General features: G+C 65.8%; 21 protein-coding genes. 11 read left to right on the forward strand and 10 right to left on the reverse strand.

Annotation, left to right across the window (positions count from 1 at the left end; translation table 11 throughout):
* Window positions 1-289: 289 nt before the first annotated feature.
* Complete coding sequence (locus tag NU1_RS20515; protein WP_067523413.1) at window positions 290-820, reverse strand: phenolic acid decarboxylase; 531 nt, start codon at window positions 818-820, stop codon at window positions 290-292.
* Between the two features lie 201 nt (window positions 821-1,021).
* Between NU1_RS20515 and NU1_RS20520 the strand changes: the two genes are divergently transcribed.
* Together NU1_RS20520 and NU1_RS20525 are read left to right on the forward strand one after the other, a co-directional pair.
* Window positions 1,022-1,834, forward strand: a complete 813-nt coding sequence (locus NU1_RS20520; protein ID WP_067523414.1) for an NmrA family NAD(P)-binding protein — start codon at window positions 1,022-1,024, stop codon at window positions 1,832-1,834.
* A 471-nt stretch (window positions 1,835-2,305) separates the two neighbouring features.
* Window positions 2,306-3,634: a serine hydrolase domain-containing protein gene (locus NU1_RS20525; protein ID WP_245720220.1), complete on the forward strand. Its 1,329-nt coding sequence runs from the start codon at window positions 2,306-2,308 to the stop codon at window positions 3,632-3,634.
* Window positions 3,635-3,709: 75 nt separating this feature from the next.
* Here NU1_RS20525 and NU1_RS20530 read toward each other — a convergent pair whose 3' ends face one another.
* The 3 genes from NU1_RS20530 to NU1_RS20540 are packed head-to-tail and all read right to left on the reverse strand — an operon-like array spanning window position 3,710 to window position 7,362.
* Complete coding sequence (locus NU1_RS20530) at window positions 3,710-3,910, reverse strand: hypothetical protein (protein ID WP_067523416.1); 201 nt, start codon at window positions 3,908-3,910, stop codon at window positions 3,710-3,712.
* Between the two features lie 51 nt (window positions 3,911-3,961).
* Complete coding sequence (locus NU1_RS20535) at window positions 3,962-5,692, reverse strand: AMP-binding protein (RefSeq protein WP_067523417.1); 1,731 nt, start codon at window positions 5,690-5,692, stop codon at window positions 3,962-3,964.
* 23 nt (window positions 5,693-5,715) lie between these two features.
* Window positions 5,716-7,362: an AMP-binding protein gene (locus tag NU1_RS20540; RefSeq protein ID WP_170264286.1), complete on the reverse strand. Its 1,647-nt coding sequence runs from the start codon at window positions 7,360-7,362 to the stop codon at window positions 5,716-5,718.
* A 68-nt stretch (window positions 7,363-7,430) separates the two neighbouring features.
* Between NU1_RS20540 and NU1_RS20545 the strand changes: the two genes are divergently transcribed.
* From NU1_RS20545 to NU1_RS20555, 3 genes are all read left to right on the forward strand, one after another.
* Window positions 7,431-8,288, forward strand: a complete 858-nt coding sequence (locus NU1_RS20545) for a helix-turn-helix transcriptional regulator (protein ID WP_067523419.1) — start codon at window positions 7,431-7,433, stop codon at window positions 8,286-8,288.
* A gap of 97 nt (window positions 8,289-8,385) precedes the next feature.
* On the forward strand, window positions 8,386-9,708 hold the full coding sequence (locus tag NU1_RS20550; RefSeq protein ID WP_067523420.1) for a hypothetical protein: 1,323 nt from the start codon (window positions 8,386-8,388) through the stop codon (window positions 9,706-9,708).
* On the forward strand, window positions 9,705-10,652 hold the full coding sequence (locus tag NU1_RS20555) for an ARPP-1 family domain-containing protein (protein ID WP_067523421.1): 948 nt from the start codon (window positions 9,705-9,707) through the stop codon (window positions 10,650-10,652). The genes NU1_RS20550 and NU1_RS20555 overlap by 4 nt, the downstream gene beginning before the upstream one ends.
* A gap of 173 nt (window positions 10,653-10,825) precedes the next feature.
* On the opposite strand, the gene NU1_RS20560 is transcribed toward NU1_RS20555, so the two are convergent.
* The 6 genes from NU1_RS20560 to NU1_RS20585 form a co-directional block, all read right to left on the reverse strand.
* Window positions 10,826-11,968, reverse strand: coding sequence for an AI-2E family transporter (locus tag NU1_RS20560; RefSeq protein WP_067523422.1), 1,143 nt, complete (start codon window positions 11,966-11,968; stop codon window positions 10,826-10,828).
* Window positions 11,969-12,158: 190 nt separating this feature from the next.
* On the reverse strand, window positions 12,159-12,650 hold the full coding sequence (locus tag NU1_RS20565; RefSeq protein WP_067523423.1) for a hypothetical protein: 492 nt from the start codon (window positions 12,648-12,650) through the stop codon (window positions 12,159-12,161).
* 242 nt (window positions 12,651-12,892) lie between these two features.
* Window positions 12,893-13,645: an alpha/beta fold hydrolase gene (locus tag NU1_RS20570; protein ID WP_067523424.1), complete on the reverse strand. Its 753-nt coding sequence runs from the start codon at window positions 13,643-13,645 to the stop codon at window positions 12,893-12,895.
* 65 nt (window positions 13,646-13,710) lie between these two features.
* A complete protein-coding gene (locus NU1_RS20575; protein ID WP_067523425.1) occupies window positions 13,711-14,460 on the reverse strand; it encodes an SDR family oxidoreductase in 750 nt (249 codons plus the stop codon).
* 106 nt (window positions 14,461-14,566) lie between these two features.
* A complete protein-coding gene (locus NU1_RS20580; protein ID WP_067523426.1) occupies window positions 14,567-14,797 on the reverse strand; it encodes a DUF397 domain-containing protein in 231 nt (76 codons plus the stop codon).
* Between the two features lie 106 nt (window positions 14,798-14,903).
* Window positions 14,904-15,281, reverse strand: a complete 378-nt coding sequence (locus NU1_RS20585) for an Rv1352/Rv1906c domain-containing protein (RefSeq protein ID WP_067523427.1) — start codon at window positions 15,279-15,281, stop codon at window positions 14,904-14,906.
* 250 nt (window positions 15,282-15,531) lie between these two features.
* Here NU1_RS20585 and NU1_RS20590 point away from each other — a divergent pair, with 250 nt between their 5' ends.
* The 6 genes from NU1_RS20590 (at window position 15,532) to NU1_RS20615 (ending at window position 20,930) form a co-directional block, all read left to right on the forward strand.
* Window positions 15,532-16,116 (forward strand): sigma-70 family RNA polymerase sigma factor, encoded by a 585-nt coding sequence (locus NU1_RS20590; RefSeq protein ID WP_084521647.1) that lies wholly within the window; start codon window positions 15,532-15,534, stop codon window positions 16,114-16,116.
* Between the two features lie 42 nt (window positions 16,117-16,158).
* Window positions 16,159-16,788: a hypothetical protein gene (locus NU1_RS20595; RefSeq protein ID WP_067523428.1), complete on the forward strand. Its 630-nt coding sequence runs from the start codon at window positions 16,159-16,161 to the stop codon at window positions 16,786-16,788.
* On the forward strand, window positions 16,775-17,365 hold the full coding sequence (locus NU1_RS20600) for a DUF6529 family protein (RefSeq protein WP_371859820.1): 591 nt from the start codon (window positions 16,775-16,777) through the stop codon (window positions 17,363-17,365). The genes NU1_RS20595 and NU1_RS20600 overlap by 14 nt, the downstream gene beginning before the upstream one ends.
* A gap of 49 nt (window positions 17,366-17,414) precedes the next feature.
* Complete coding sequence (locus tag NU1_RS20605) at window positions 17,415-17,846, forward strand: Rieske (2Fe-2S) protein (RefSeq protein WP_067523429.1); 432 nt, start codon at window positions 17,415-17,417, stop codon at window positions 17,844-17,846.
* A gap of 154 nt (window positions 17,847-18,000) precedes the next feature.
* A complete protein-coding gene (locus NU1_RS44065) occupies window positions 18,001-19,608 on the forward strand; it encodes an N-acetylmuramoyl-L-alanine amidase (RefSeq protein WP_067523430.1) in 1,608 nt (535 codons plus the stop codon).
* Window positions 19,609-19,928: 320 nt separating this feature from the next.
* A complete protein-coding gene (locus NU1_RS20615; RefSeq protein WP_157552651.1) occupies window positions 19,929-20,930 on the forward strand; it encodes an Hsp70 family protein in 1,002 nt (333 codons plus the stop codon).
* Window positions 20,931-21,114: the final 184 nt, after the last annotated feature.

Genomic DNA, 21,114 nt, shown 5'->3' on the forward strand with positions numbered 1-21,114 from the left:
GCGTCCGTCGGCATCGTGCCGTCGATTACTCAGACGAGGTGGAAATTGAGGAATCATCGCGGTGCGTGGAATCTGAGGTGTGACTCGCAGCACAGTGTTGCCGACCGGCTGCCAGGGGGCGGTTCGGGTGGCATGGATACCTATGGCCGGCGCGGGGGGAACAGTATCCGGATCGAACAGCGGTCGATCGCGGGTGTTCCGGAACCCTCATCCGAGGCCGAGAATCGTGACACCGCCGGAACGGTCGCGCTCCTCATAGTGACCGTTCGCCGACGTACACGGGGCTCGGTCAATTGGTGCGGTCCGCGTACCCCGGCGGAAGTCTGTTGGGGGGACGGTCGATGACCGTATCGTCATCGGGATCGCGAGTCTCGAGATAGGTGATCCGGCCGGTGGAGGAGACCAGGGTCAGCGGGTACGTCGGACCCCGCTCCCGGTCGGCGATGATCGCCGCCAGATTGTCCTCGTAGCGGCCGAGGGTGCTTTCGGGATAGTCGAGCATCCATTGCGGATAGGAGATCGTGGTGTGTACCCGGCGATCGCTCAGCCACAGAATGACATTGGTGGTGGTGCCCGTCGGCTCGACCCAGGCGAGCTTGTACAAATCACCGCTGAGCTGGACGAACTTCGCGGATTGATTCTTCGACCAGCGCCCGAACATGGGCCCCATCAGGCAGCGTGACTCGATCGTTTCCGCATTGCGTACATACAGCTCGTACTTCCAGCCGTTCTCGTAGGCGTAGATCAGATGCTTGCCGATGAGTCCGGATAGGTCGCCGGTGAGGGCAGAGTTCGATGTGCTGGTGGGACCGGCACTCATCGGTCACTCCTCTCGGTCGATCTACGGCGATCCTCGAACCCGGGGCGTTTGTCAGCCTATCCACTCGAATGCGTATTGCGGGTGATTTGCTATCGGCCGATCACCGGAGCCGGTACGCATATCTGCGGATGGGGGGTCGGACCGGCTTGACCTCTACCTTGGTTGGGCTTTTAGCGTCGTCGGTGACGAAAGGAATCCACCGTGACAACACTCGTAACCGGCGCGACCGGAAACACCGGCCGTCATGTCGTGACCGAACTCGTGCGCCGAGGCGACCGGGTCCGGGCACTCACCAGGAACCCGGCCGCCGCTGCCGCGAAACTCCCATCCGGCGTGGAATTGGTGGCGGGAACACATACCGCACCCGCGACCCTGGCCGCCGCGCTCGACGGCGTCACCCGATTGCACATCACCGTGACCGCCGGACTCGCCGAGGTGGGCCCCGAACTGGTCCAGCGGGCGGTCGATGCGGGCGTTCGGCGCATGACCGTCGTATGGGGTGGCGGGGTCGGACCGGTGGAGCAGGCCGTAGCGGAGTCCGGCGTGGAATGGACACTGGTCGAGCCGCAGGAGTTCATGTCCAATACCTCGGGCTGGATCGATTCGATTCGCGCCGAGGGTGTCGTGCGCGAACCCTACGACCGCACCAGTGCCCTTGTGCACGAGGCTGATATCGGCGTGGTGGCCGCCACCGCGCTACTGGAGGACGGCCACGCGGGGCAGTCCTACAACCTCACCGGCCCGGAGTCGCTCACCACGCACGAACGACTCGAGATGCTGTCCGACGCGATTGGTCGTGACATCAGCTTTGTCCGAATCTCGCACGAGCAGGCCATCGACCGACTCATTGCCACCGGTGTCCCGCGCGCGGACGCCGAATATGTCGTCGGCTGGTACGCCGCCCCGAATATCGAATCCACGACGGTCGTCGACACCGTCGAACGGGTGACCGGCCGCCCGGCCCGCACCTTCGCGGACTGGGTCACCGAGCACGCGGACCGCTTCCGGCGCTAGCTCGGCGAGCGCGACCTGCCCACTCGCGCATCCGGCGGAGGGTTCTTGCACCGCGATAATGGTCGAATTCGCCTGTGCTGTCGCCAGGTTCGGTGGCGGCCGGTTTATTCCGGCCATCGCTGGGCCGTTTCCGTTTGTGCCACACCGGGTCCCGCGTGGGCCTGCCCTGCACTGTCGTTCCGCTGTATTCACTCCGGTAGCTCGGGCGAGCTCGTGGTGCTCGACCGGCATCCGGAGGGGAGTGCCGGTCGAACACCGCCGTGCCTTGACGCGTGCCGCTCGTAGCTGACGGTTTGCCGGATTCCTATGATGCCCACGGAGGTCGTCGCGGCGTCGACCACCGCGGTGATTGCGGAATTCGGTGTGGCCCCTGGAAAGAGGGGCCCGACAAGTGGGGTCTGGCCGGGCGATAACGGATCAATAGCCTTGCTACCGGTACCGAAACAGGGTCGGGGAGTGGAGAGGCTGAACGTGCGTCGTTCTTTCATGGGCGTTGCGATGGCGGTGATTTCGGTGGGAATGCTGCTCGTCGGCGTCGAATCGCCGATCGCGGGAGCCGCGCCGGAGACACTGAGAGAATGCGCCGTCAGCGCCGGTCGAGAACCGGAGGCGGCGAAACCCGAAGAGGTGGGGTTGGATTCGTCCGCCGTGGCGCGAGCCATCGACCTCGCGACCGATCCGACCCGCTTCACGGTGCGGGTATATCGGAACAACTGCCTGGTTGCCGGGCGGGAGAGCAATGACCGCAGCGGCAAGATGGCGTGGAATCTGTGGAGCAGTACCAAGAGCGTGGTGGCCATGGTGGCCGGAATCGCCGTGGACGAGGGGCACCTGCGCGTCGACGATCCGATCGACGCGTACCTGCCCGCCGGACTGGGCGATTCGGCGCACCGGGCCATCACCGTGCGGAACCTGCTGACCGAATCCTCGGGCATGCAGGTGGCGGTGGCCTCGGAAGGTATTACCGGCCTGGCGCAGATCGATCCGAATGTGGTGGCGCAGGCCCTGGCCATGCCCATTGTCGCCGAGCAGGGTACGGAGTGGCAGTACAGCCAACGGGCCGTGGATCTGCTCGTCTACGTGGTGCAGCAGTCCGTGGGCGAGGACTTTCAGGCGTACGCGCAGCGGAAACTGTTCGGGCCATTGGGAATTCCCGCCAGTGACTACCACTGGGCACGGGACCGCAGTGGCAACACCTATGGCTACGCACACCTGGTACTACCGCCCGACGATTTCGTGAAACTCGGATTGCTGCTGGTCAATCGTGGTAATTGGAATGGCGCGCAGATTATTTCGGCCGACTACCTGCGCCACGCCAGTACCCCGGCGGAGACCAACTCCTGCTATGGCTTCCTGTTCACCGTCAACGGCCCCGGCTGTGACGCGGTATTCCCCGGCCTGCCGTCGGACGCCATCCAGATGTCGGGCATGATGCGCCAGGACAATTTCATCGTGCCGAGTCTCGGACTGCTGGTCAGTTGGACCGGCGTCACCGTGCCCGGCGGCTCGGTGAGCTTCCCGCACGATGTGCTGCGCGCTGTCTCCGGTGCGTTTCTCGCACCCACGCTGACCGATCCCGGTCCCTACATCCAGCGACCGGATATCAGCCTGGCCGATCCGATGATCTCCAATCCGGATGCCACGCTCGCCGCACTCGGCTTCGGGCCCATGGCCTATCCCGGCTGCAATGCGATCGAATGTCTCGGCAAACCGCTGTCCCCGCCGTTCTCGAATTGGCCGCCAGGATGTTTCGTCCTCGGTTGCCTCGGTTCGGATCCGGCTACACCCGGTATACGGTAGACAGCGAGACGGTCGGCGGTGGCTCCGCCCGCCGACCGTCGCGAACCATTGCCTCGTTCGAACCTCAGGTACGGGTCAGAGCTTCAAATGAACCGCTGCGATCTTCCAGAAGGTTTCACTGTGCACGGAGTCGAAATCCCATGTCTCACTCAGGGCGTGGGTTCTCGCGACGATGGCGGAGACATCGAAATCGTCGCGGCTGGCGGTGCCTTTCGCTTCCAGTGCGGCGATGACATACGCGGTCGCGCTTTCGGGCGAGTGCGGCGTTTGGGGCATGCGTACTCCAATCATCATTGAATGGTGTGGGCGTATGCGGTGGTGCGGCGGTCACGATTTGGCGTCGAAAAATACGTCCTCGTAGCGGTATTCGGTAGGTAGGGCAGAACCCGCGGCGTGCGCCTCTTCCTCGCGGTGGCGCAGTTCGACGCGACGGATCTTGCCGGAAATTGTCTTCGGTAGCTCAGTGAACTCCACCCGGCGGATACGTAGGTACGGGGCCAGGTGGTCGCGCGCGTATTCGAGAATGCTGCGGGCGGTTTCGTGGTTCGGCTCCCACCCCGCAGCCAAGCTTACATACGCCTTCGGAACGGCGAGGCGGGTCTCGTCGGGTTGCGGAACCACCGCGGCTTCCACTACAGCGGGATGTTCGATCAGGACACTCTCCAGCTCGAAGGGGGATACCTTGTAGTCGGAGGATTTGAAGACATCGTCGGTACGGCCGATATAGGTGATGTATCCGTCGGAATCGCGGCTGGCCACATCGCCGGTGTGGTAGTACCCGTCCGCCATGACCGCGGCATTGCGCTCCGGATCGCCCAGGTAGCCGGTCATGAGATTGACCGGCGCGGCGGCCAGATCCAGGCAGATCTCGCCCTCGTCGGCCAATTGCCCGGTAATCGGATCGACCAGCACCACCGGCACTCCCGGTGCGGGGCGGCCCATGGAACCGGCCTTTACCGGTTGGCCGGGCGTATTGGCCACCTGCAGTGTGGTTTCCGTCTGACCGAAGCCGTCGCGAATGGTGAGCCCCCATGCCTTTTCCACCTGCGCGATGACATCCGGATTGAGTGGCTCACCCGCGCCCAGGATTTCGCGTAGACCCGCCGGGCGCTCTCCGAGCTCGGCTTGAATCAGCATGCGCCACACCGTAGGTGGTGCGCAGAAGGTATTCACCTCGGCACGCCGTAATTGACCCAAAAGTGATGTGGCATCGAATCGTGAGTAGTTGTAGACGAATACGGTGGCCTCCGCGATCCACGGCGCGAAGAAACAGCTCCACGCGTGTTTGGCCCAGCCGGGTGCGCTGATTGCCAGATGCAGGTCACCGGGCCGCACGCCGATCCAATACATGGTGGACAGATGACCAACCGGATAACTGATCTGAGAGTGCTGGACCATCTTCGGCTTACTGGTGGTGCCGGAGGTGAAATACACCAGCAGCGGATCGCCGACCTCGGTGACCGCCTGGAACGGCCCCGCCGACATGTAGGTGTACGCCTCGTTGTAGCCGTGCCAGCCGGGTACCGAATCGCCCACCACGATGCGCGTGTAATCACCCGGCACCTCATCGAACTTCCCGGTGTCGGCGGCATTGGTAATGACGAAACTCACCGCGCCCCGGTCGATCCGGTCGGACAGGTCGGCGGGACCCAGGGCCGCGGTGGTCGGCATGATGACCGCGCCGAGTTTGGCGATGGCCAGCATTGCCTCCCACAGCTCGACCTGATTGCCGAGCATGAGCATGACCCGATCACCCTTGCCGACACCGAGTGCGGCCAGCCAGGTGGCGACCTGGTCGGAGCGGGAAGCCATACCGTCGAAGGTGATTCGCTCCTCCCGGCCGTCGGCCTCCACGATCCACAGCGCGGGGCGATGGTTGCCGCGGGCGATCACATCGAACCAGTCGGTGGCCCAGTTGAAGGTGCCGGTCAGGTGCGGCCAGCAGAAGGAGTTCACCGCGGCGTCGTAATCGGTTGCGGTGGCGACCAAGTGGTCGCGGGCGGCGCGGTAGGCGTCGGTATTGGCGGGCCCACCCGTCACCCGACCCCCGCCCCCCATGGAATCGCTGGACGATGCTGTATTCATTTCTGCTCCTGCTCGGGCAGGCCGAGTAGTCGCGCGGCGACCTCGCGCATCTCGACCTTGCGAATCTTGCCGGTCACTGTCATGGGGAACTCGTCGGTGACGTGGACGTAGCGGGGGACTTTGAAGTGGGCCAGGCGGCCGGTCGCGAACTCATGGAGCGCTTCGGCGGTCAAAGGTGGCGCACCCTCGCGCATTCGGACCCACGCCATCAGCTCCTCGCCGTATTTGGCGTCGGGCACCCCGATCACCTGGGCGTCGAGAATGTCGGGATGGGTGTAGAGGAACTCCTCGATTTCGCGCGGGTAGATATTCTCGCCGCCACGAATGACCATATCCTTGATGCGGCCGGTAATCGCGATATAACCGTCCTCGTCCATGGTCGCCAGATCGCCGGTGTGCATCCAGCGCGCGGAATCGATTGCCTCGGCGGTCTTCTCCGGATCGTTCCAATAGCCGAGCATGACCGAGTAGCCGCGGGTGCAGAACTCGCCCGGTTCGCCGCGGGGCACAGTCAGTCCGGTGGCCGGATCGACGATCTTGATCTCGATATGTGGTCCGGCGCGGCCGACCGTCGCGGTGCGTTGCGCCAGGCTGTCGTCGCTGCGGGTCTGGGTGGAGACCGGGGAGGTTTCGGTCATGCCGTAGCAGATCGACACCTCGCGCATACCCATCCGCTCGATGACCTGCTTCATCACCTCGACCGGACACGGCGAGCCCGCCATGATGCCGGTGCGCAGGGCGGACAGGTCGTGGTCGTCGAAGGTCGGATCGGCCAGTTCGGCGATGAACATGGTCGGCACGCCGTACAGGGAGGTGCAGCGCTCGGCCGCAACGGTTTCCAGCGTCGCCTTCGGATCGAAGGCCGGGGCCGGAATGACCATGGTCGCGCCGTGACTGGTGGCGGCCAGATTGCCCATCACCATGCCGAAGCAGTGGTAGAAGGGCACCGGAATGCAGATGCGGTCCTGCTCGGTGTAGCCGCACAGCTCGCCCACGAAATAGCCGTTGTTCAGGATATTGTGATGGCTGAGTGTTGCCCCCTTGGGGAAACCGGTTGTGCCCGAGGTGTATTGGATATTGATCGGATCGTCGGGGGAGAGCCCCGCCTGGGCTTCGGCCAGCAGTTCCGGGTCGCCGGAGCGGCCGGTCTCGAACAGGGTCCGCCAGTCGGCGCTGTCGAGCAGCACCACCTGTTCGAGCTCGGGGCAGTCCTCCCGGACCTCCTCGATCATGGTCGCGTAGTCCGAGGACTTGAAGGACCGTGCCGCGATCAGGGTGCGAATTCCGGCCTGTCGAAGTACGTACCGGAGTTCGTGGGATCGATAAGCCGGGTTGATATTCACTACGATCGCGCCGATCTTGGCCGTCGCGTACTGCGTCAGCGTCCACTGCGCGCAGTTCGGGGCCCAGATACCCACCCGGTCGCCCTTGCCGAGCCCGGACGACAACAGGCCCAGGGCCAGCGTGTCCACCTCCGCGACGAACTCGCGGTAGGTCCAGCGCACCCCGGCGGGGCGGTCGACCAGGGCCTCGCGGTCCGGATGCGCGGCGGCCGTGCGGTCGAGATTATCGCCGATGGTATCGCCGAGCAGCGGTGCGTCCCAGACGCCGAAGGAATAGCTCACCGGCCGGAGCCGGTCCATGCTCACACTCACTCCGATAGGATCCACGTCACACCGAACCGCCGACTACCCCCGAAAGGGTGTACCCGATGACAGGCTACGTCGACCTGCTCCGGCCCAGCGACGCTGATGCGCTGCGGGCCGAGCTACGGCGTATTGCCACCGTGACCGGGGCGCCGGTGGCCTTCGGTGGTGCGGTCACCGCCGGGACGCTGATACTGAGCGAATTCATCGGCACCCGCACCAATGGCATGCGCGGACTCGCGGTGCGACCCCAGTCCGGTCTGGGCGGTGTGGCGGTGGCCAGCCGCCGCCCCACCTCGGTCGCCGACTACCGCTCCGCCGCCACCATTACCCACCAGTACGACGGTCCCGTCCTCGGCGAAGGCCTGCGTGCCGTGGTCGCGGTCCCGGTGGTCGTGTGCGGTGAATCCCGCGCGGTCCTCTATGTCGCCAACCGCGACCCCGGCCCCATCGGCGACCGCATAGCCGAACTCATGGTCCAGGCGGGCCGCCGCCTCACCCTCGAATTCACCATTCGCGATGAGGTGGACCGCCGCCTCCGCTTCCAAACCGCCCGGCCGACCGCCCCCGCCGTGGACCCCGTGGTCACCGAACAGCTCCGAGATCTGCACGCCGAACTCCGCGGACTCACCCAATCGCTCCCCGATACCCTGGCCCGAACCCGCCTGCGCGATGTCTCCGACCGCCTGGCGCGCCTGGTCTCCGGCGTAACGGACCGGGACGACCCGATCACCCTCGCTCCCCGAGAACTCGATGTCCTCGCCCAAATCGCCCTGGGCTGCACCAATGTCGAAGCGGCGCTGCGGCTTTCCCTGAAGCCGGAGACGGTGAAGAGCTATCTCCGCAGCGCTATGACCAAACTGGGAGCCCATAACCGCCACGAAGCGGTGGTGAACGCCCGCCGTCACGGCCTGTTGCCTTAGCGGGCGGTTCCCGCGTCGCTTTCGGTGTAGTCGAAAGGGTCTGTGGCGCAGCGAAAATCAGTAGTGGTACCGGACGTGTGGTTTCTACACTTCGGGGATGAATACCGCAGTTCTTCTCGATCACTTCCGTTCGCACGGTGCGCCATTCGCGGTGTCCCGAGCCGGGGTTGTGGGCTGGGATGACGCGGAACTGCACCGCGCCGCCTACGCCGATGACCCCGAGGGTTACGTACTGCTCGCCCTCGTGCCGGGTGTAAACACCGAGCAGCGGGCACGAATTCTGCTGCAGGCGTTGTGTTCTTCGCGCGCGGGGATGGATACGAATACCCGTGACGTCCTCGATCGGGCGATGCGCGCCCTGCTGTTCGGACTGCCGCCGGAGTCGGTGGTGACCGTGCTGCTCGCGACGCGGCGGCTGCGGGTCAATCACAAGCACACCACCCGGGCGATTCTCGCGTTCGTGCTGGAGCATCCGGACGCGCAGTGGCTCATCGCGGCTCGGCGGCCGGCGCTCGTGGATTGCTTCGAGCATGCGGTCGGCAAGGCGACGGCTCGTGGTTGCGCTCGGCGAATCGCGGAGGGCGACAGTGATTCTCCGGACTTGCGGCGCAGTCTGCTGCGATTCACCGCCGATCCGGAGATCGCCGTCACGCGGGTATCCGCGCTGTACGCGCCAGGGACGTATGGCGTTGCCGCGCCCACGGACCCGGTCGCACCGCTGGAGCCGCGGCGTGAGCGCCCACAGATGGTCACCGTGACCAATCGGGGCGATATCGCGGCCACGCTGGTGCACGTGTACCGCGGTGGCGCTGACACCGAATTGCATTCCGCACTCGCCGGTTACGTCGCCGACGTCACGCGCGCGTTGCCGCGTCTCGACGCGACCGTGGCGTTGGTGCTCGACACCTCGGAATCCATGCGCGGCTACGGCGATCGCGAATGGGCGCTGCTGTCACAGGCGCAGGCATTGCGAATGGTGCTGGGAGAGGTGTGTGAACGGCTCATCGTCATCGAAATCGGTGGCGAGCAGACCGGATCCACCGATCTGGCGACCGGCCTGCTCGATGCCCTCGACACCGCACCGGATCTCGTCGCCATTGTCACCGACGGCTGCGAGAACCGCTGCCCGGGCGACCTCGCCCGGGTGGTCGCCACGCTGCCGCGCCTCGGCATCAGCACCCCGATCGTGCTCTGCCAGGCCCTGTTCACCGGCAGCGACGACCGTACCCTCCGCGACCCCGCACCCGCGCTGGCACATCAGGGCTTCTGGCATCAGGACGATTTCGCCACCCTGCTGCCGTGGCTGTTTGCGCGCACGACATCCGGCCGCGAGTGGATTCGCACCGCGGCACTGCGATTCCTCGCCGAACGCGCGGGCCGCTTCGCACTCGATGAGCAGAAGGAAGGAGCCCACCCATGACCCGCTTGGACAACCTGGTCCCCGCCACCTTGCGGCTGCCCGGCTATGTGCTGGGTCTGCCGCAGACCGCGGGCGCGCTCACCATGGTGCCCATCCATGGCCCCGGTCGCCCGGGTATCGTGCCGCCGCGCTCAGGACTCAAATTGAAGCGGGTGGTCGGCTACGGAGATGTGGAGCTGCACAACGGCGCCGACACTGGCGTCGCCATCGTGCCGCTGCATATCGGCTACATCCAGGACGGCGCGCAGAACCACGCGCTCTGCTCGGCGGCTCTGCTGGCCGCGGGTCAGACCCGCCGGTTCACCGACGCCTGCTGTGTCCAGGCCGCGCAGGGCGGCTATCTCGAGGGCCGCGACCAGTGGTTCTTCGTGCTGCCCTGGGAGCTGCGTGCCAGGGCGCTGGAACTGCGGGGCCACGAGGGGTATTCGAAGCTGTGGCCCGATATCTCCGCGGTCAATCGGCGCTACGGCCTGCCCCAGCGCGGACACCTGGAACAGATCCTCACCCGCAAACGCGCGGTGCTGACCCAGTTCCGCAGCCGCCTCGAACTCATGCCCGGCCAGCTGGGTGCGCTGTTCTTCGTCGGTGACAGGTTCGCGGGCCTGGAGGTCGCCCCGGATCCCCGGTTCTTCGCCGAAATGTGGATGCCGCTGGTGTGTTTCGCCTACGGCGTCGCCGCCTGGCACGCCGAGCCGGATCGCGCCGATGCGGAGCCGTTCGAAGCCACCGACCTGGACACCCTGCGCACCGCGCTGGAACGTGCCCGGGCCGATCGTGAACGCGAAGTGTTGTCCTGGCTCCCGGACACCACCGACCTGCGGGCGGTGGAGGAGGAGCGCTACCTGGACCTGCGGCTGCACACTGTCACCGGCACGGCCCTGGCGGGGCAGGTGGTCAGCGAACAGGACCGCATCGTCTATGCATCGGTATTCGCGGCCAATTAAATAGGTTGCGCTACAACAGAACCGCGGAGTTGAATAGTCACTACGGGAACTGTGCCGAGCACGGTGGGAATCAACTTCATCCCAAATGAAGATATCGCCTGAGAAGCGAAGTTCGCCCCACCACAGCGTCGGCCGCCTGTCCCCACCCCTCCGAAAGCCGTTCGCCGCGTCGATTATTCGCTCGCGGGGGACGGCTTTCGTGCCTCCGCCTCGCGTTCTCGCTTCCGGCCCACCCGTTCGATGCGCGGGTCGTCCTCCACCGTATAGCGTTTCACATACGCGCTGAGGAATGCCTGCACCGTGGCCGTCGCCGGAATGGCCAGGATCGCACCGACCGCGCCGAGCAGCGCCCCGCCACACAGCACCGCCAGCAGCGCCACCGCCGGATTCACATCCACGGTGCGGGCGGTGATCCGCGGCTGCAGCAGGTAGTCCTGGAACCACTGGTAGAGCACCGCGAAGATAATGATCCATATCGCGTCGACCGGATTGTCGGTGAGGGCGACCAGGATCGGCAGAGCGGCCGCCACATAGGTGCCGATGGTGGGGATGAACGAGGCGACCACACCGAACCAGATACCCAGGGCGAGAGCATTCGGTATCCCGATCAACGCCAGGAAGACGCCATGGCAGACCGCCGAGATCACCGCGAGGAGCGCACGGCTGTAGAGATAGCCGCCGGTCTTGGTAATTGCCAGCTCCCAGGCGCGCAGGACCTCACCCTGCCGTTGCGGCGGCAGCACCGAGCACACGGTGCGCCGCAGCTTCGGACCGTCCGCGGTTATGTAGATGCTGAACAGCGCGATGGTGAGCAGCTCACCCAACCCGACCAGCACCGTCCCCGAAATCCCGAGCCCCGTATTCGCCGCGCGTTCGGCGTACTCGCTGATGTTGTTCGAATCGTGCAATAGCCGATCCCGGAGCTGATTCGGGGTGAGGTGCTGGTTGAAGGTCGAATTGATCCAGTCGATCAGTTGGTCGAGCAGCCGCGGCAATTCGTTCACTCCGTTGCCGACGGTCTGCACCAGCAGCACACCGAGCGCGAGGGCGAAGATGACGACGCACCCGTTCACCACCACGAAGATCAGTGCCGTGCCGAGACCACGCGGAATTCCCCGGGCCGCCAACGCATCCACCGCCGGTTCCATTGCCAAGGAGATGAAAAAGGCCACCATTAGGATGATGGCAATGTGTAGCAACCTATGGGCGGCCCAGTTCCCGAGTTCGAATAGACCCAGCAGTACCAGCGCCAACACCATGGCACGCGGTAGCCAGCCGGGCATTCGTGTGCGGGTCTTCGGGTCGTCTGCGGCCATGGCCCCAGTCTGGGTTATCTTCCAGCGAATTCGCGGTCTCGCCGCAGCACATGTCGGAGCGGATTCCGACCGCCGACCTAACCCACGGCCTCGCCCCACCTTGCCGCCCAACCGGTGCACCACGGCCGGGGGCGGATCCGGATCGATGACCGCGACGGTGAGTCGCCGCCGACAAGCCGAGGTGTCGGCATTATCGGGCGGTCAGCATTGCGGAACTGCGGCCCGGCCCGATCGGCAGGCCCGGATACCGTCCAGCCGCTGCTAGTCGATCGTCGGATCCGACAATGCCGTCGGCCACCGGGCGGCGACGATCGCCGGAGCTGCTGCCATGGTCGGTCGACCCCGCGACGCGGCTGTCGGAGTGGCTATCCGACCCGGCGCGGCGGGCCCGCACATCGGCCCGTACCGCATCGGTGAAGAGCAGATATTCCGCGGACGGAACACACACCTCCCGGTTCGGCAGCTGTCGCAGCGCGGCGCGGCGTCGCGAACCCGGAATCACGACCGGGTGCCGGATACCGCCCCCCACGTCCTCCTGGCTGTTCAACCACGTTCGCATGGCGCGCGAGGCGATGCTCGGCAGGTATTCGACAGCGCGATCCCATTCCAGTCCTTCGACGCTGCGCGGATCGACGACCGCGGTCACAACGACGGCGTATGCCGTACCCACGGTTGCGTTCATCCGGATCAGCCCCCTTTCCCTGCTGCGACGCCCCGATGTGGCCACTCCTCGATTGTCGAGGCGGGACTCATTGAGATCTCCAAGGATACTGCGAAATAGATTGCACTACTGTGAGTTTCGCTGTGGGGCGGGTAGCTTTCCCGGCCGCCAGGGTGACGACCGGACCGCGGAGCGCCATCGGAGATGCGCCGCGGTAGGTGCCCGGACCTGGGATCCGACGTGCACCGAATCAAACCGCGGGGTCAGCGTAGGAATTCCACCAGCGCCGCCGCGAAGCCGGGATCGGTGATCGCGGTGAGGTGGTCTCCGGGTACGACGGCGAGCCGGGCATCCGGGAACGCCGCGGCCAGCCGATCGGGTTCGGCGGCAAAGGGATCGGATGCTCCGGCCAGCACCAGGGCGGGCATGGCGAGGTGGGCGACCCCACGAATCGGAGCCTCGTTCAGCCCGGTAGCCACTGCCGCTATCGCATCGTGATCGGCCCCCACGGCATCGGCGAGCAAGCGGAATATGCTTGCGAGCCGCTTGGTTTCGGTGCCGTCACCCCGCATGGCCGCGACAATGTCGTCGGCGGCGATCACCCGCTCGTCGATGCCGCCGCAATCGATCACCCCGGAGCCGATCCCGCCGATCGCCAGTCGCGTGATCCGCTCATCCTGATCGGCCACCTGTAGGGAAATGATCGCACCCATCGAATATCCCACCAGCGCAACCTGATCCAGCCCCAGCTCATCGAACAGCGCCCGCACGTCCGACGCCATTGCCTGCCAGGTATACCGGCTCGGATCGCGCGGCTTCTCGGAACGGCCGTGCCCACGCGCATCCAGCGAAATAACCTTGTGCCCGGCCGATTCCAAGGCCGCGACCACGCCCGTGCTCATCCAGTTGGCATTGGTATCGGCCACTATGCCGTGCTGCAACACCACCGGTAGTCGGTCGCCGCCCCACACTCGATAGTTCAGCTGGAGACCGTCCCAGGTGGTGAATTTCGCCATCGTGCGGATGGTAGTCGGCATACCGGACGATCGGGGGGAATCGCTGGAGCCGACCGTCCCGCCGCTCAGCCGAGTTTGGCGACTATTCCGCGCGGCAGCCGCGGCAGTACGAAATCCAGGACCCGCCACGGCCATTCGGGAACACAGGCGCGGACGGCCTCACGTTCGATCGCTGCCACCATCGATGCCACACCTTTATCCAGTGGTGCGACGAGTTTCGCGTCTCCGGCGTTGGACGACATGTCGGTGGCAATGAATCCCGGCTGTACCGTGGTCACCTTGATCGGACTGTGTCGCAGTTCGATCGCCAGCCCTTCGCCGAGCGCTGACAATCCGGCCTTACTGGCCGAATACGCGGCCTTCTTACCGGGAAGTCCCCGCACCGCGCTCATGGACGATATCAGTACCAGGTGACCGGAATCAGCCGCGCGGAAAAGACTCATGGCGGCCTCGGCCTGTGCCAGGGCGCTGACGAAATTGGTGGTGGCGGTGGCGAGATTGGCGTCCGCGCGGCCGGTGCCGATCAGCGCGCCCTTGCCGATACCCGCATTCACGATCACCCGGTCCAGGCCGCCGAGCTCGTCGCGAAGCTCCCCGAAGACCTTCGGCACCGCGGCGTGATCGTCCACGTCGAGCGCTCGCACCGCGACGGTGATTTCCGGATGAGCCGCGCGCAGTTCATCGCGCAGCTGCTCGAGATTCGGCAGGCGGCGCGCACACAGGGCCAGGTCGCGCCCCCGACGGGCGAACTCGCGGGCCATACCCGCGCCGAGCCCGGAACTCGCTCCGGTAATGAGGATCTTTCGCCTGGTCATACCCGTCACCCTAGCGTCCGGGCGGAGTATCGCCCATCGTCAACTTCCGGGCCACACCGCGAGCGGTGTGGCCCGGTCGATCGCGTATCGCGACAGTAACGAGCGGTCAGATCAGATCGTCGAATTCTCCGGCTTTGCACCCGGCGATCCATGCCGAGATTTCGGCTCGCGTGAACACGAGCGTCCCGGCCCCCGGATTGTTGCTATTGCGAACGGCAATCGTTCCATCGGATATCGATGCCGTTTCGACGCACTCTCCGTTGCATCCGCTGAAGCTGCTTTTACGCCAAACGCCGAACCGAAGTTCACGATTTCGGGACGGCTTGGTTATCCTCATGTGTGCACCTCTGCCTCGATGAGATTGCTGGTTGCACGGCGACATTGCCGAAAGATGGCGCGCGAGAATGCCGCGCCTCTCTCGGATTACCCCATTCCAGTGATACTCACCCGAAGGAACCGGTGGGCGGTGGCGCCGGCACCATACGCCAGCTGCCGCAGTTCTCACTGCTGAAGGCCGCGTCCTTCGCCTTGATCTCCACCCGTATCGGACGGGTCCGGGTGAAATCACTGGCAGTGATGTAAAAGTTCGGGTCGTTGTAGTCGGATTCCGTTTGTACTTTCCACAGCCGCCGCCAGAAACACGCGATACCCGGATCGTCCGCGCCGGATGCTTCGTAGTAACCGGGCTGGATATCGACGCCAACCAGGTACAGGCCGTCTCCGGGCATTTCCGCGGCCGGATCGGCGGCGGCGAATCCGGATGCCAGCAGTGTCAGCGCGGACGTCATTGCCCCCGCGATCGCAAACGTGCGTGCACGCACGGCGGTCCTCCTCGAATCTCGCGACCCGCACGAATTGCTCTGTGCGTGGTTCTCTGGTGGGATCCCCGAATCTCCCAGGGCGCAGGTCTATCAAAGAATGGACCGATTCAAGGGTGAAACGACCAAATTGATTGCGTACAAACCGGTTTCGACTACCTGCTACCGGGGGTGTTCGAGGGGAGCGAGATCGGTTCCAAAATAGGTATCAACCACCGATGTCGTTCCGGGCTCCGCTCGCGATATTCAGGACATGACACGCTCGCTTCCCACCCGGAGTCTCACCGTCGCGCCCACCGGTCCGGTTGGCTGCACCGCCCATTGCGCCCGGTTGTGCACTGATTCCGGGCTGTCCGCCGTCCTGACCGCGGATAAGGCGCTGCTGCACTGGCGTGCCATGCGCCGCCTCGGCGATCCGGGTCTCGCCGAGCACGCCGTCCAGGAGACATTGCTGCGGGGTTGGCGCGCCTGTGCCACCTACAACCCCGCCCGCGGCAGTGTCCGCACCTGGCTACTCACCATCGAACGCAATGTGCTGATCGATATCGCCCGCGTCCGTGCCGCCCGCCCGGGTGATACCAACTGGGACGAGATCGGTGACGTCGCCGAAGGCCGTTACGCCGGGCCGGATTTTGCCGACAATCTGGCTGACGGCCTCCTGGTCGCCGACCTGCTCGCCCGGCTGCCCGGTCCGCAGCGCGATGCCGTCATCCAGGTCATTCTCAATGATCGCGCCTACCGGGATGTGGCGGCCGACCTGGGCGTTCCCGTCGGAACCGTCAAAACCCGCGTCCACTACGCCCTGCGATCGCTGCGGCAACTGCCGCTCAGCGCCTGATTCGCCCCACTCGCCCATGCCGCGTCATATTCAGGAGAACCGATGAAACGAGCCGGTCCGGTCGTGACACTGCTCGCCGTGGCCGCCCTCGGCGGCGGACTGCTGCTGACCAACTTCACCCACGGCGTGGACTCGTCGCCCACATCCACCGCGGCGACCGTCGCACCCACCTCGGCCGGGGCTCCGGGCGTGCCCGCCACCACCGGTGCGCCGAACCCCGGTTCCACCGCCGCCGTATTCCCGGCGCAGGCGGATTACGTGACCACCGTCGCGACCTCGAGCCGTCCGCTGACCCTGTCGGTGACAGTCACCGGGACGAAGGCCGTCGCCTATGTCTGCGACGGGGCCGCCGTGGAGAGCTGGCTGCGCGGTACGGCCATCGACGGACGAATGCTCCTGACGGGCAATAACTCCCAAATCGATGCCACACCCGAGGGCGAGAACCTGCGCGGCACCCTCGCGCTGGGGGATCGCCGCCACGATTTCACCGCCCCGCCGGTCGAGCCGCCCGCCGGGCTCTACACCGCCCGCACCGAAGGCAGTCGCGACAGCTGGATCGTCGGCCCCGACGGCTCGGTCACCGGCGTACGCCGCCAGTCGGACGGAACCACCACCCCCGCACCGCAATTGGCCGTCGACGCACGGAAGGTACAGGGCGATGACGAATTCTGAGACCATGCCGCAGGGGCACCCTGCGGTCCGCGAATCCACCACTATCGCAACGGTTTCGATTATCGCGCTGATCGTTCTAGCCGGTGCCGCGACCGCCGTCACGCTCGGCGTCTACGGTGCTGTGCACACCCCGGCGGGTAAGGCCGTGAGCCTGGCCGGCTTCTCCAGCCCCGGCGCGGTCAAATCCTGGTTGGCCACCGCGGTGGTCCTCCTGGTTGTCGGGCAGGATGTCAGCGCCCTGGCCATGTACGGTCTGTTGCCGAAAATACGTCCCGCCCGCTGGACCGCGTGGTGGCATATCTGGTCCGGCCGTATCGCGGTGCTGCTGAGCGTGCCCGTCGCGGTGCACTGCCTCTATGCCTTCGGCTTCGCCGCTACCGATACCCGGGTCCTGGTGCATTCGCTCCTCGGCTGCCTCGTCTACGGCGTTTTCGTCACCAAGATGCTGTTGCTCACCCGGAAAGGCCTGCCCGGCTGGGTGATTCCGGTCGCCGGTGGCCTGCTTTTCACCGGGTTCGTGGGGTTGTGGTTCAGCTCCGCGGTCTGGTACTTCCGGGTCAAGGGTTTCGCGACATGAACCCCGCGCCCGGCCTATATGTCGAATTCGGCGATCGAGGAGTAGTTCCATGACATACGACAATTCGTCCTTCCCGCGGCCGCGCGTCGACCGCCGCACGGCGCTGGCGGGCGCGGGCGCGGCCGCTACCGCGCTCACCCTCGCGGCCTGTTCCAGCTACGGCGGCAGTGAATCCAGCCCGGCCGCGGCGGAGCCGAATCCGGGCGCGGAGTTGGCCAAGACCGCGGACGTACCCGTCGGCGGCGGAGTTATCAGCGGCGATACCGTCATCACCCAGCCGACCGCCGGAACCTTCCAGGGTTTCTCATCGACCTGCACCCACCTCGGCTGCAAGGTGAACGAGGTGGTCGATGGGCTCATCAAGTGTCCATGTCATAAGAGCGATTTTCGATTGGACGGCACCGTGGCGAATGGTCCCGCCGCCCGCCCGCTGGACGGTCGCTCGATTCGGGTCGAGGGCGACCACGTTGTGTCTTCTTGACCATGTGAACCCTTCTGACCACTGGTAACAGTTCGATCACGGCACCGGCAGGTGCTTGCTATGGAGTAGCTGGCGTTGCGACAGTGAACTCCTGGGTTTGGTGTTACTAGTGGGAAGGGAGGGGCGTGCCCAACCGGGAACGCCGTCACCGCTTATGAAGCCAAGCATCATCAAGGCCGGAATACGCACCGCCATCACGGCCGCGGCATTCACCACCGTGACCGGGTTCGCCCCGGTCATCGCCGGGGCCGTACCTGTCGTACCAGGAATGCCTGAACTACCCCAGAAGCTTGCCGGGAAGACCGTCTTCCTGGATCCGGGCCACCAGGGCCCGAATCACAATCAGAATGTGGCCCGGCCGGTCAATGACGGCCGCGGCGGCACGAAACCGTGCCAGACCACCGGAATGACCACCGTGAACGGCATTCCGGAACACACCATCAACTGGAATGTCGCGCAGTTGGTGAAGACCTCATTGGAAGGCCTGGGCGCACAGGTTGTGCTCAGTCGTCCCGACGACACCGGTTGGGGTGGCTGCGTCGACGAACGCGCGCAGGCGGCCAATCAATCCGGCGCCGATGTCGCGGTCAGTATTCACGCCGACAGCGCGCCCCCCGAACTGCGCGGGTTCCACCTGATCATCCCGCAATTGCCCGTTCCGGACGCCAAGGCCAATGAGGTGCAGGCCGGAGCCGGACTGGCGGCCAGCCAGGTCATGCGCGACGCCTACCTGAAGTCGGGCTTCCCGGCCGCCGGCTATGCCGGAGCGGTCGACGGTTTGATGACCCGCGCCGATATCGCGGGACCGGCACTGACCCAGGTGCCCGATGTCTTCCTCGAAATGGGTAATGGGGCCAATGCCGAGGATGCCAGCCTGCTGGAGACGCAGCAGGGGCAGCTGCGCCACGCGGTGGCCATCACCACCGGTATCGCGGCTTTCCTCCTCGGATTGTCGCCCGGTCCGGTCGAATCCGAACAGGTCCTCGCACCCGAGCAGGCCCCGGCTCCGCAGGCTGCCCAGCCCGCGGGAGTCGACACGCAGTCGGCGCCACCGGCGGCGGTAGGACCGCAGGCGGCACCGCCCGCGGACGTTGCGCCGGAGCCGGAGTCGGAGCAGCCGGCCGCCGTAGAACCGCAGGCGGTCGAACCGGAACCGGCGGTGCCCGCGGAGCCAGCGGTGCCCGCGGAGCAGGCGGTCCCGGAGTCGCAGGACGATCAGGTGCGGCCAGGGGGCGAGGCGCAGGATGCGGCGCCGAATCCCCAGCCGCAGCAGAGTGTTCCGGGCACACCGCAGGAAGCTCAGCAGCCCGCACCGGAACCGGCCGCCGTGGACGCTCCGATTTCCGAACTGCCGAATAATCCGCAAGTCGTCCCGGAACAGAACCCGCAGCCCGCGCGGGTTCCGGTCGCGCAGCCTGTTTCGGAGGGCATCGCGTATCCGGTTCCGGCCGGTGCGAATTCGGTGGCCGCACCGCAGGCACCGGCGGCCAAGCCGGCTCCGGCCGCTCCGGGCGCCAAGCCGAATCCCGGTGTCAAGCCGAATCCGGGTGCGACGCCGTCTGCTCCGGGCGCTACCGATAAGGGCACCTCGAGCGATTCGTCGATAAAGACCCTGATCCAGACGGTCGTGCAGCTGCTTTCGCCGATGGCGAAGATGCTCGGCATGACCAGTTCGGATACGGGCGTCGCCTCGAGTCTGGTCAACCTCGCGTACACCCTGGTGTCGACCCTGGTGTCGGAGTTGGTCGCGCCGAGCAACTAGTCGTTCGTCGGGACCGATCGACCTCCTCACGAAGCCGCCTTCGCATCGAATCCTTCGGTGCGGGGGCGGTTTTCGTTCGCCCACCGGCGGCGGTCCGGACCGACCGGCAAATAGGGTGTGGGCAAATCTCTCGCGACCGGTGTTGCGGGAGTCGCGCCAGCCACCGCCATTCCCGCTCACCGGCGGTGCGCACCCGGACAGGCGCACGAGCGGACAACCGCATGTCCGGTGGTTGGCAAGCATCCGGCGCAGTGGTTGCCTGAAACGCGGGTCGGGTCACGGTGACTGGCGAAAGCGACTCGTCGATCGAGGTGGGACTGATGGTGTTCGGCGTGGGTTTGAGTATCGGCACGATCAATACGGTGTGTTCGACGGCATCGGATCGTGTGGGCAAATATCCGCCGGGCCGTCGCCGGGGCTGGACGCCGGACACCTGGAGAACCACCCTCACCTTCGACAGTTCGGGAACCGCGCGGGTGGGTCGAATACCCAAGCACGGCCGCGTGATTACCGAATTCGCCGATCTGACTCAGCTGGGGGCACCGACCGCGCGGGTCGGTCACCGAGCGCTCACGGCCGCGGATCTCGTCGCCACCGTGGCCTACAGCGTGATCGAGGAGGTGCTGGGGAAGGCTCCGGCCGCAGGCGCCGCGATTACGGTGACCTATCCGGCCGGGTACTCCGAAGATCGGGTGACCGACCTGCGCACCGCCCTGGACGGGGTCGGGCTCGGCCAGGCCACACTGCTGGCCGAGCCCGTCGCCGCCGCCATCTGGCTGGCGGCCGAACACGGTCCGCTCACCCCGGGTCTGCTGTTGGTGTACGACCTGGGTGGATCCGGGCTGGATGTGACGCTGGTGCGAGTCGGCGCGGGCGCGTCGAGCAATCCGATTGTGGGCGAACCACTGCACTCGATCGAGTACGGCGGTCGGGCGTTCGGCAGCCTGCTGGCCCAGCAGTTGAAGCGTAAGGGCGCGGCCGCGGCGCGGATCTCCGACGCCGACGCCAGCGAGCTGCGTACCCGCCATGTCCGCAAGTCCCTCGAACTCGTCTACAAATGCCTGCGCATTGCCGACGTCACCATGGCTGATGTCGACCGTGTCCTGGTGGTCGGCGGTGCGGCCCGCCCGCATGAGGTGACCGAAGTATTGGAGGCCGAACTCGCACGGCCGGTCATAGTGGCCTCGGATCCGGAACGCACCATTGCCGAAGGCGCCGCCATTTCGGCGCGTGACGCCCTGCTCGCTGAGGATGCGGCTACCCATCGGCACTCCGGCTTCAGTCTCTTCCGCCGCCGCATGGCCAGGGTCGCGGCAATCTGACGCGCGATCGGTTCGTGCGACTCGTGCCGCCCGAACCGACCTCGCCCGTCATTCCGGCGTGCTTTTGGCCGGAATCCACCACAATCCGCACGTCTACCCGCTAGTCCCGCTCGTTTTGGACTCGCGGGTGACTGCTGCGTCATGACAGCATTGTTGACGTAACTCCAGTTTGGTGTAACTATGG

The sequence above is a fragment of the Nocardia uniformis NBRC 13702 genome (assembly GCF_001613345.1).
In the GTDB taxonomy this organism is placed as follows: Bacteria; Actinomycetota; Actinomycetes; order Mycobacteriales; family Mycobacteriaceae; genus Nocardia; species Nocardia uniformis.

Coding starts and splice junctions, on each gene's coding strand:
- NU1_RS20565 (WP_067523423.1), bottom strand. CDS start 12,650: ATGAACGCAACCGTGGGTACGGCATACGCCGTCGTTGTGACCGCGGTC.
- NU1_RS20590 (WP_084521647.1), top strand. CDS start 15,532: ATGACACGCTCGCTTCCCACCCGGAGTCTCACCGTCGCGCCCACCGGT.
- NU1_RS20530 (WP_067523416.1), bottom strand. CDS start 3,910: ATGCCCCAAACGCCGCACTCGCCCGAAAGCGCGACCGCGTATGTCATC.
- NU1_RS20595 (WP_067523428.1), top strand. CDS start 16,159: ATGAAACGAGCCGGTCCGGTCGTGACACTGCTCGCCGTGGCCGCCCTC.
- NU1_RS20550 (WP_067523420.1), top strand. CDS start 8,386: ATGAATACCGCAGTTCTTCTCGATCACTTCCGTTCGCACGGTGCGCCA.
- NU1_RS20600 (WP_371859820.1), top strand. CDS start 16,775: ATGACGAATTCTGAGACCATGCCGCAGGGGCACCCTGCGGTCCGCGAA.
- NU1_RS20515 (WP_067523413.1), bottom strand. CDS start 820: ATGAGTGCCGGTCCCACCAGCACATCGAACTCTGCCCTCACCGGCGAC.
- NU1_RS20605 (WP_067523429.1), top strand. CDS start 17,415: ATGACATACGACAATTCGTCCTTCCCGCGGCCGCGCGTCGACCGCCGC.
- NU1_RS20555 (WP_067523421.1), top strand. CDS start 9,705: ATGACCCGCTTGGACAACCTGGTCCCCGCCACCTTGCGGCTGCCCGGC.
- NU1_RS20615 (WP_157552651.1), top strand. CDS start 19,929: ATGGTGTTCGGCGTGGGTTTGAGTATCGGCACGATCAATACGGTGTGT.
- NU1_RS20535 (WP_067523417.1), bottom strand. CDS start 5,692: ATGGGGGGCGGGGGTCGGGTGACGGGTGGGCCCGCCAATACCGACGCC.
- NU1_RS44065 (WP_067523430.1), top strand. CDS start 18,001: ATGAAGCCAAGCATCATCAAGGCCGGAATACGCACCGCCATCACGGCC.
- NU1_RS20540 (WP_170264286.1), bottom strand. CDS start 7,362: ATGGACCGGCTCCGGCCGGTGAGCTATTCCTTCGGCGTCTGGGACGCA.
- NU1_RS20545 (WP_067523419.1), top strand. CDS start 7,431: ATGACAGGCTACGTCGACCTGCTCCGGCCCAGCGACGCTGATGCGCTG.
- NU1_RS20570 (WP_067523424.1), bottom strand. CDS start 13,645: ATGGCGAAATTCACCACCTGGGACGGTCTCCAGCTGAACTATCGAGTG.
- NU1_RS20560 (WP_067523422.1), bottom strand. CDS start 11,968: ATGGCCGCAGACGACCCGAAGACCCGCACACGAATGCCCGGCTGGCTA.
- NU1_RS20575 (WP_067523425.1), bottom strand. CDS start 14,460: ATGACCAGGCGAAAGATCCTCATTACCGGAGCGAGTTCCGGGCTCGGC.
- NU1_RS20580 (WP_067523426.1), bottom strand. CDS start 14,797: ATGAGGATAACCAAGCCGTCCCGAAATCGTGAACTTCGGTTCGGCGTT.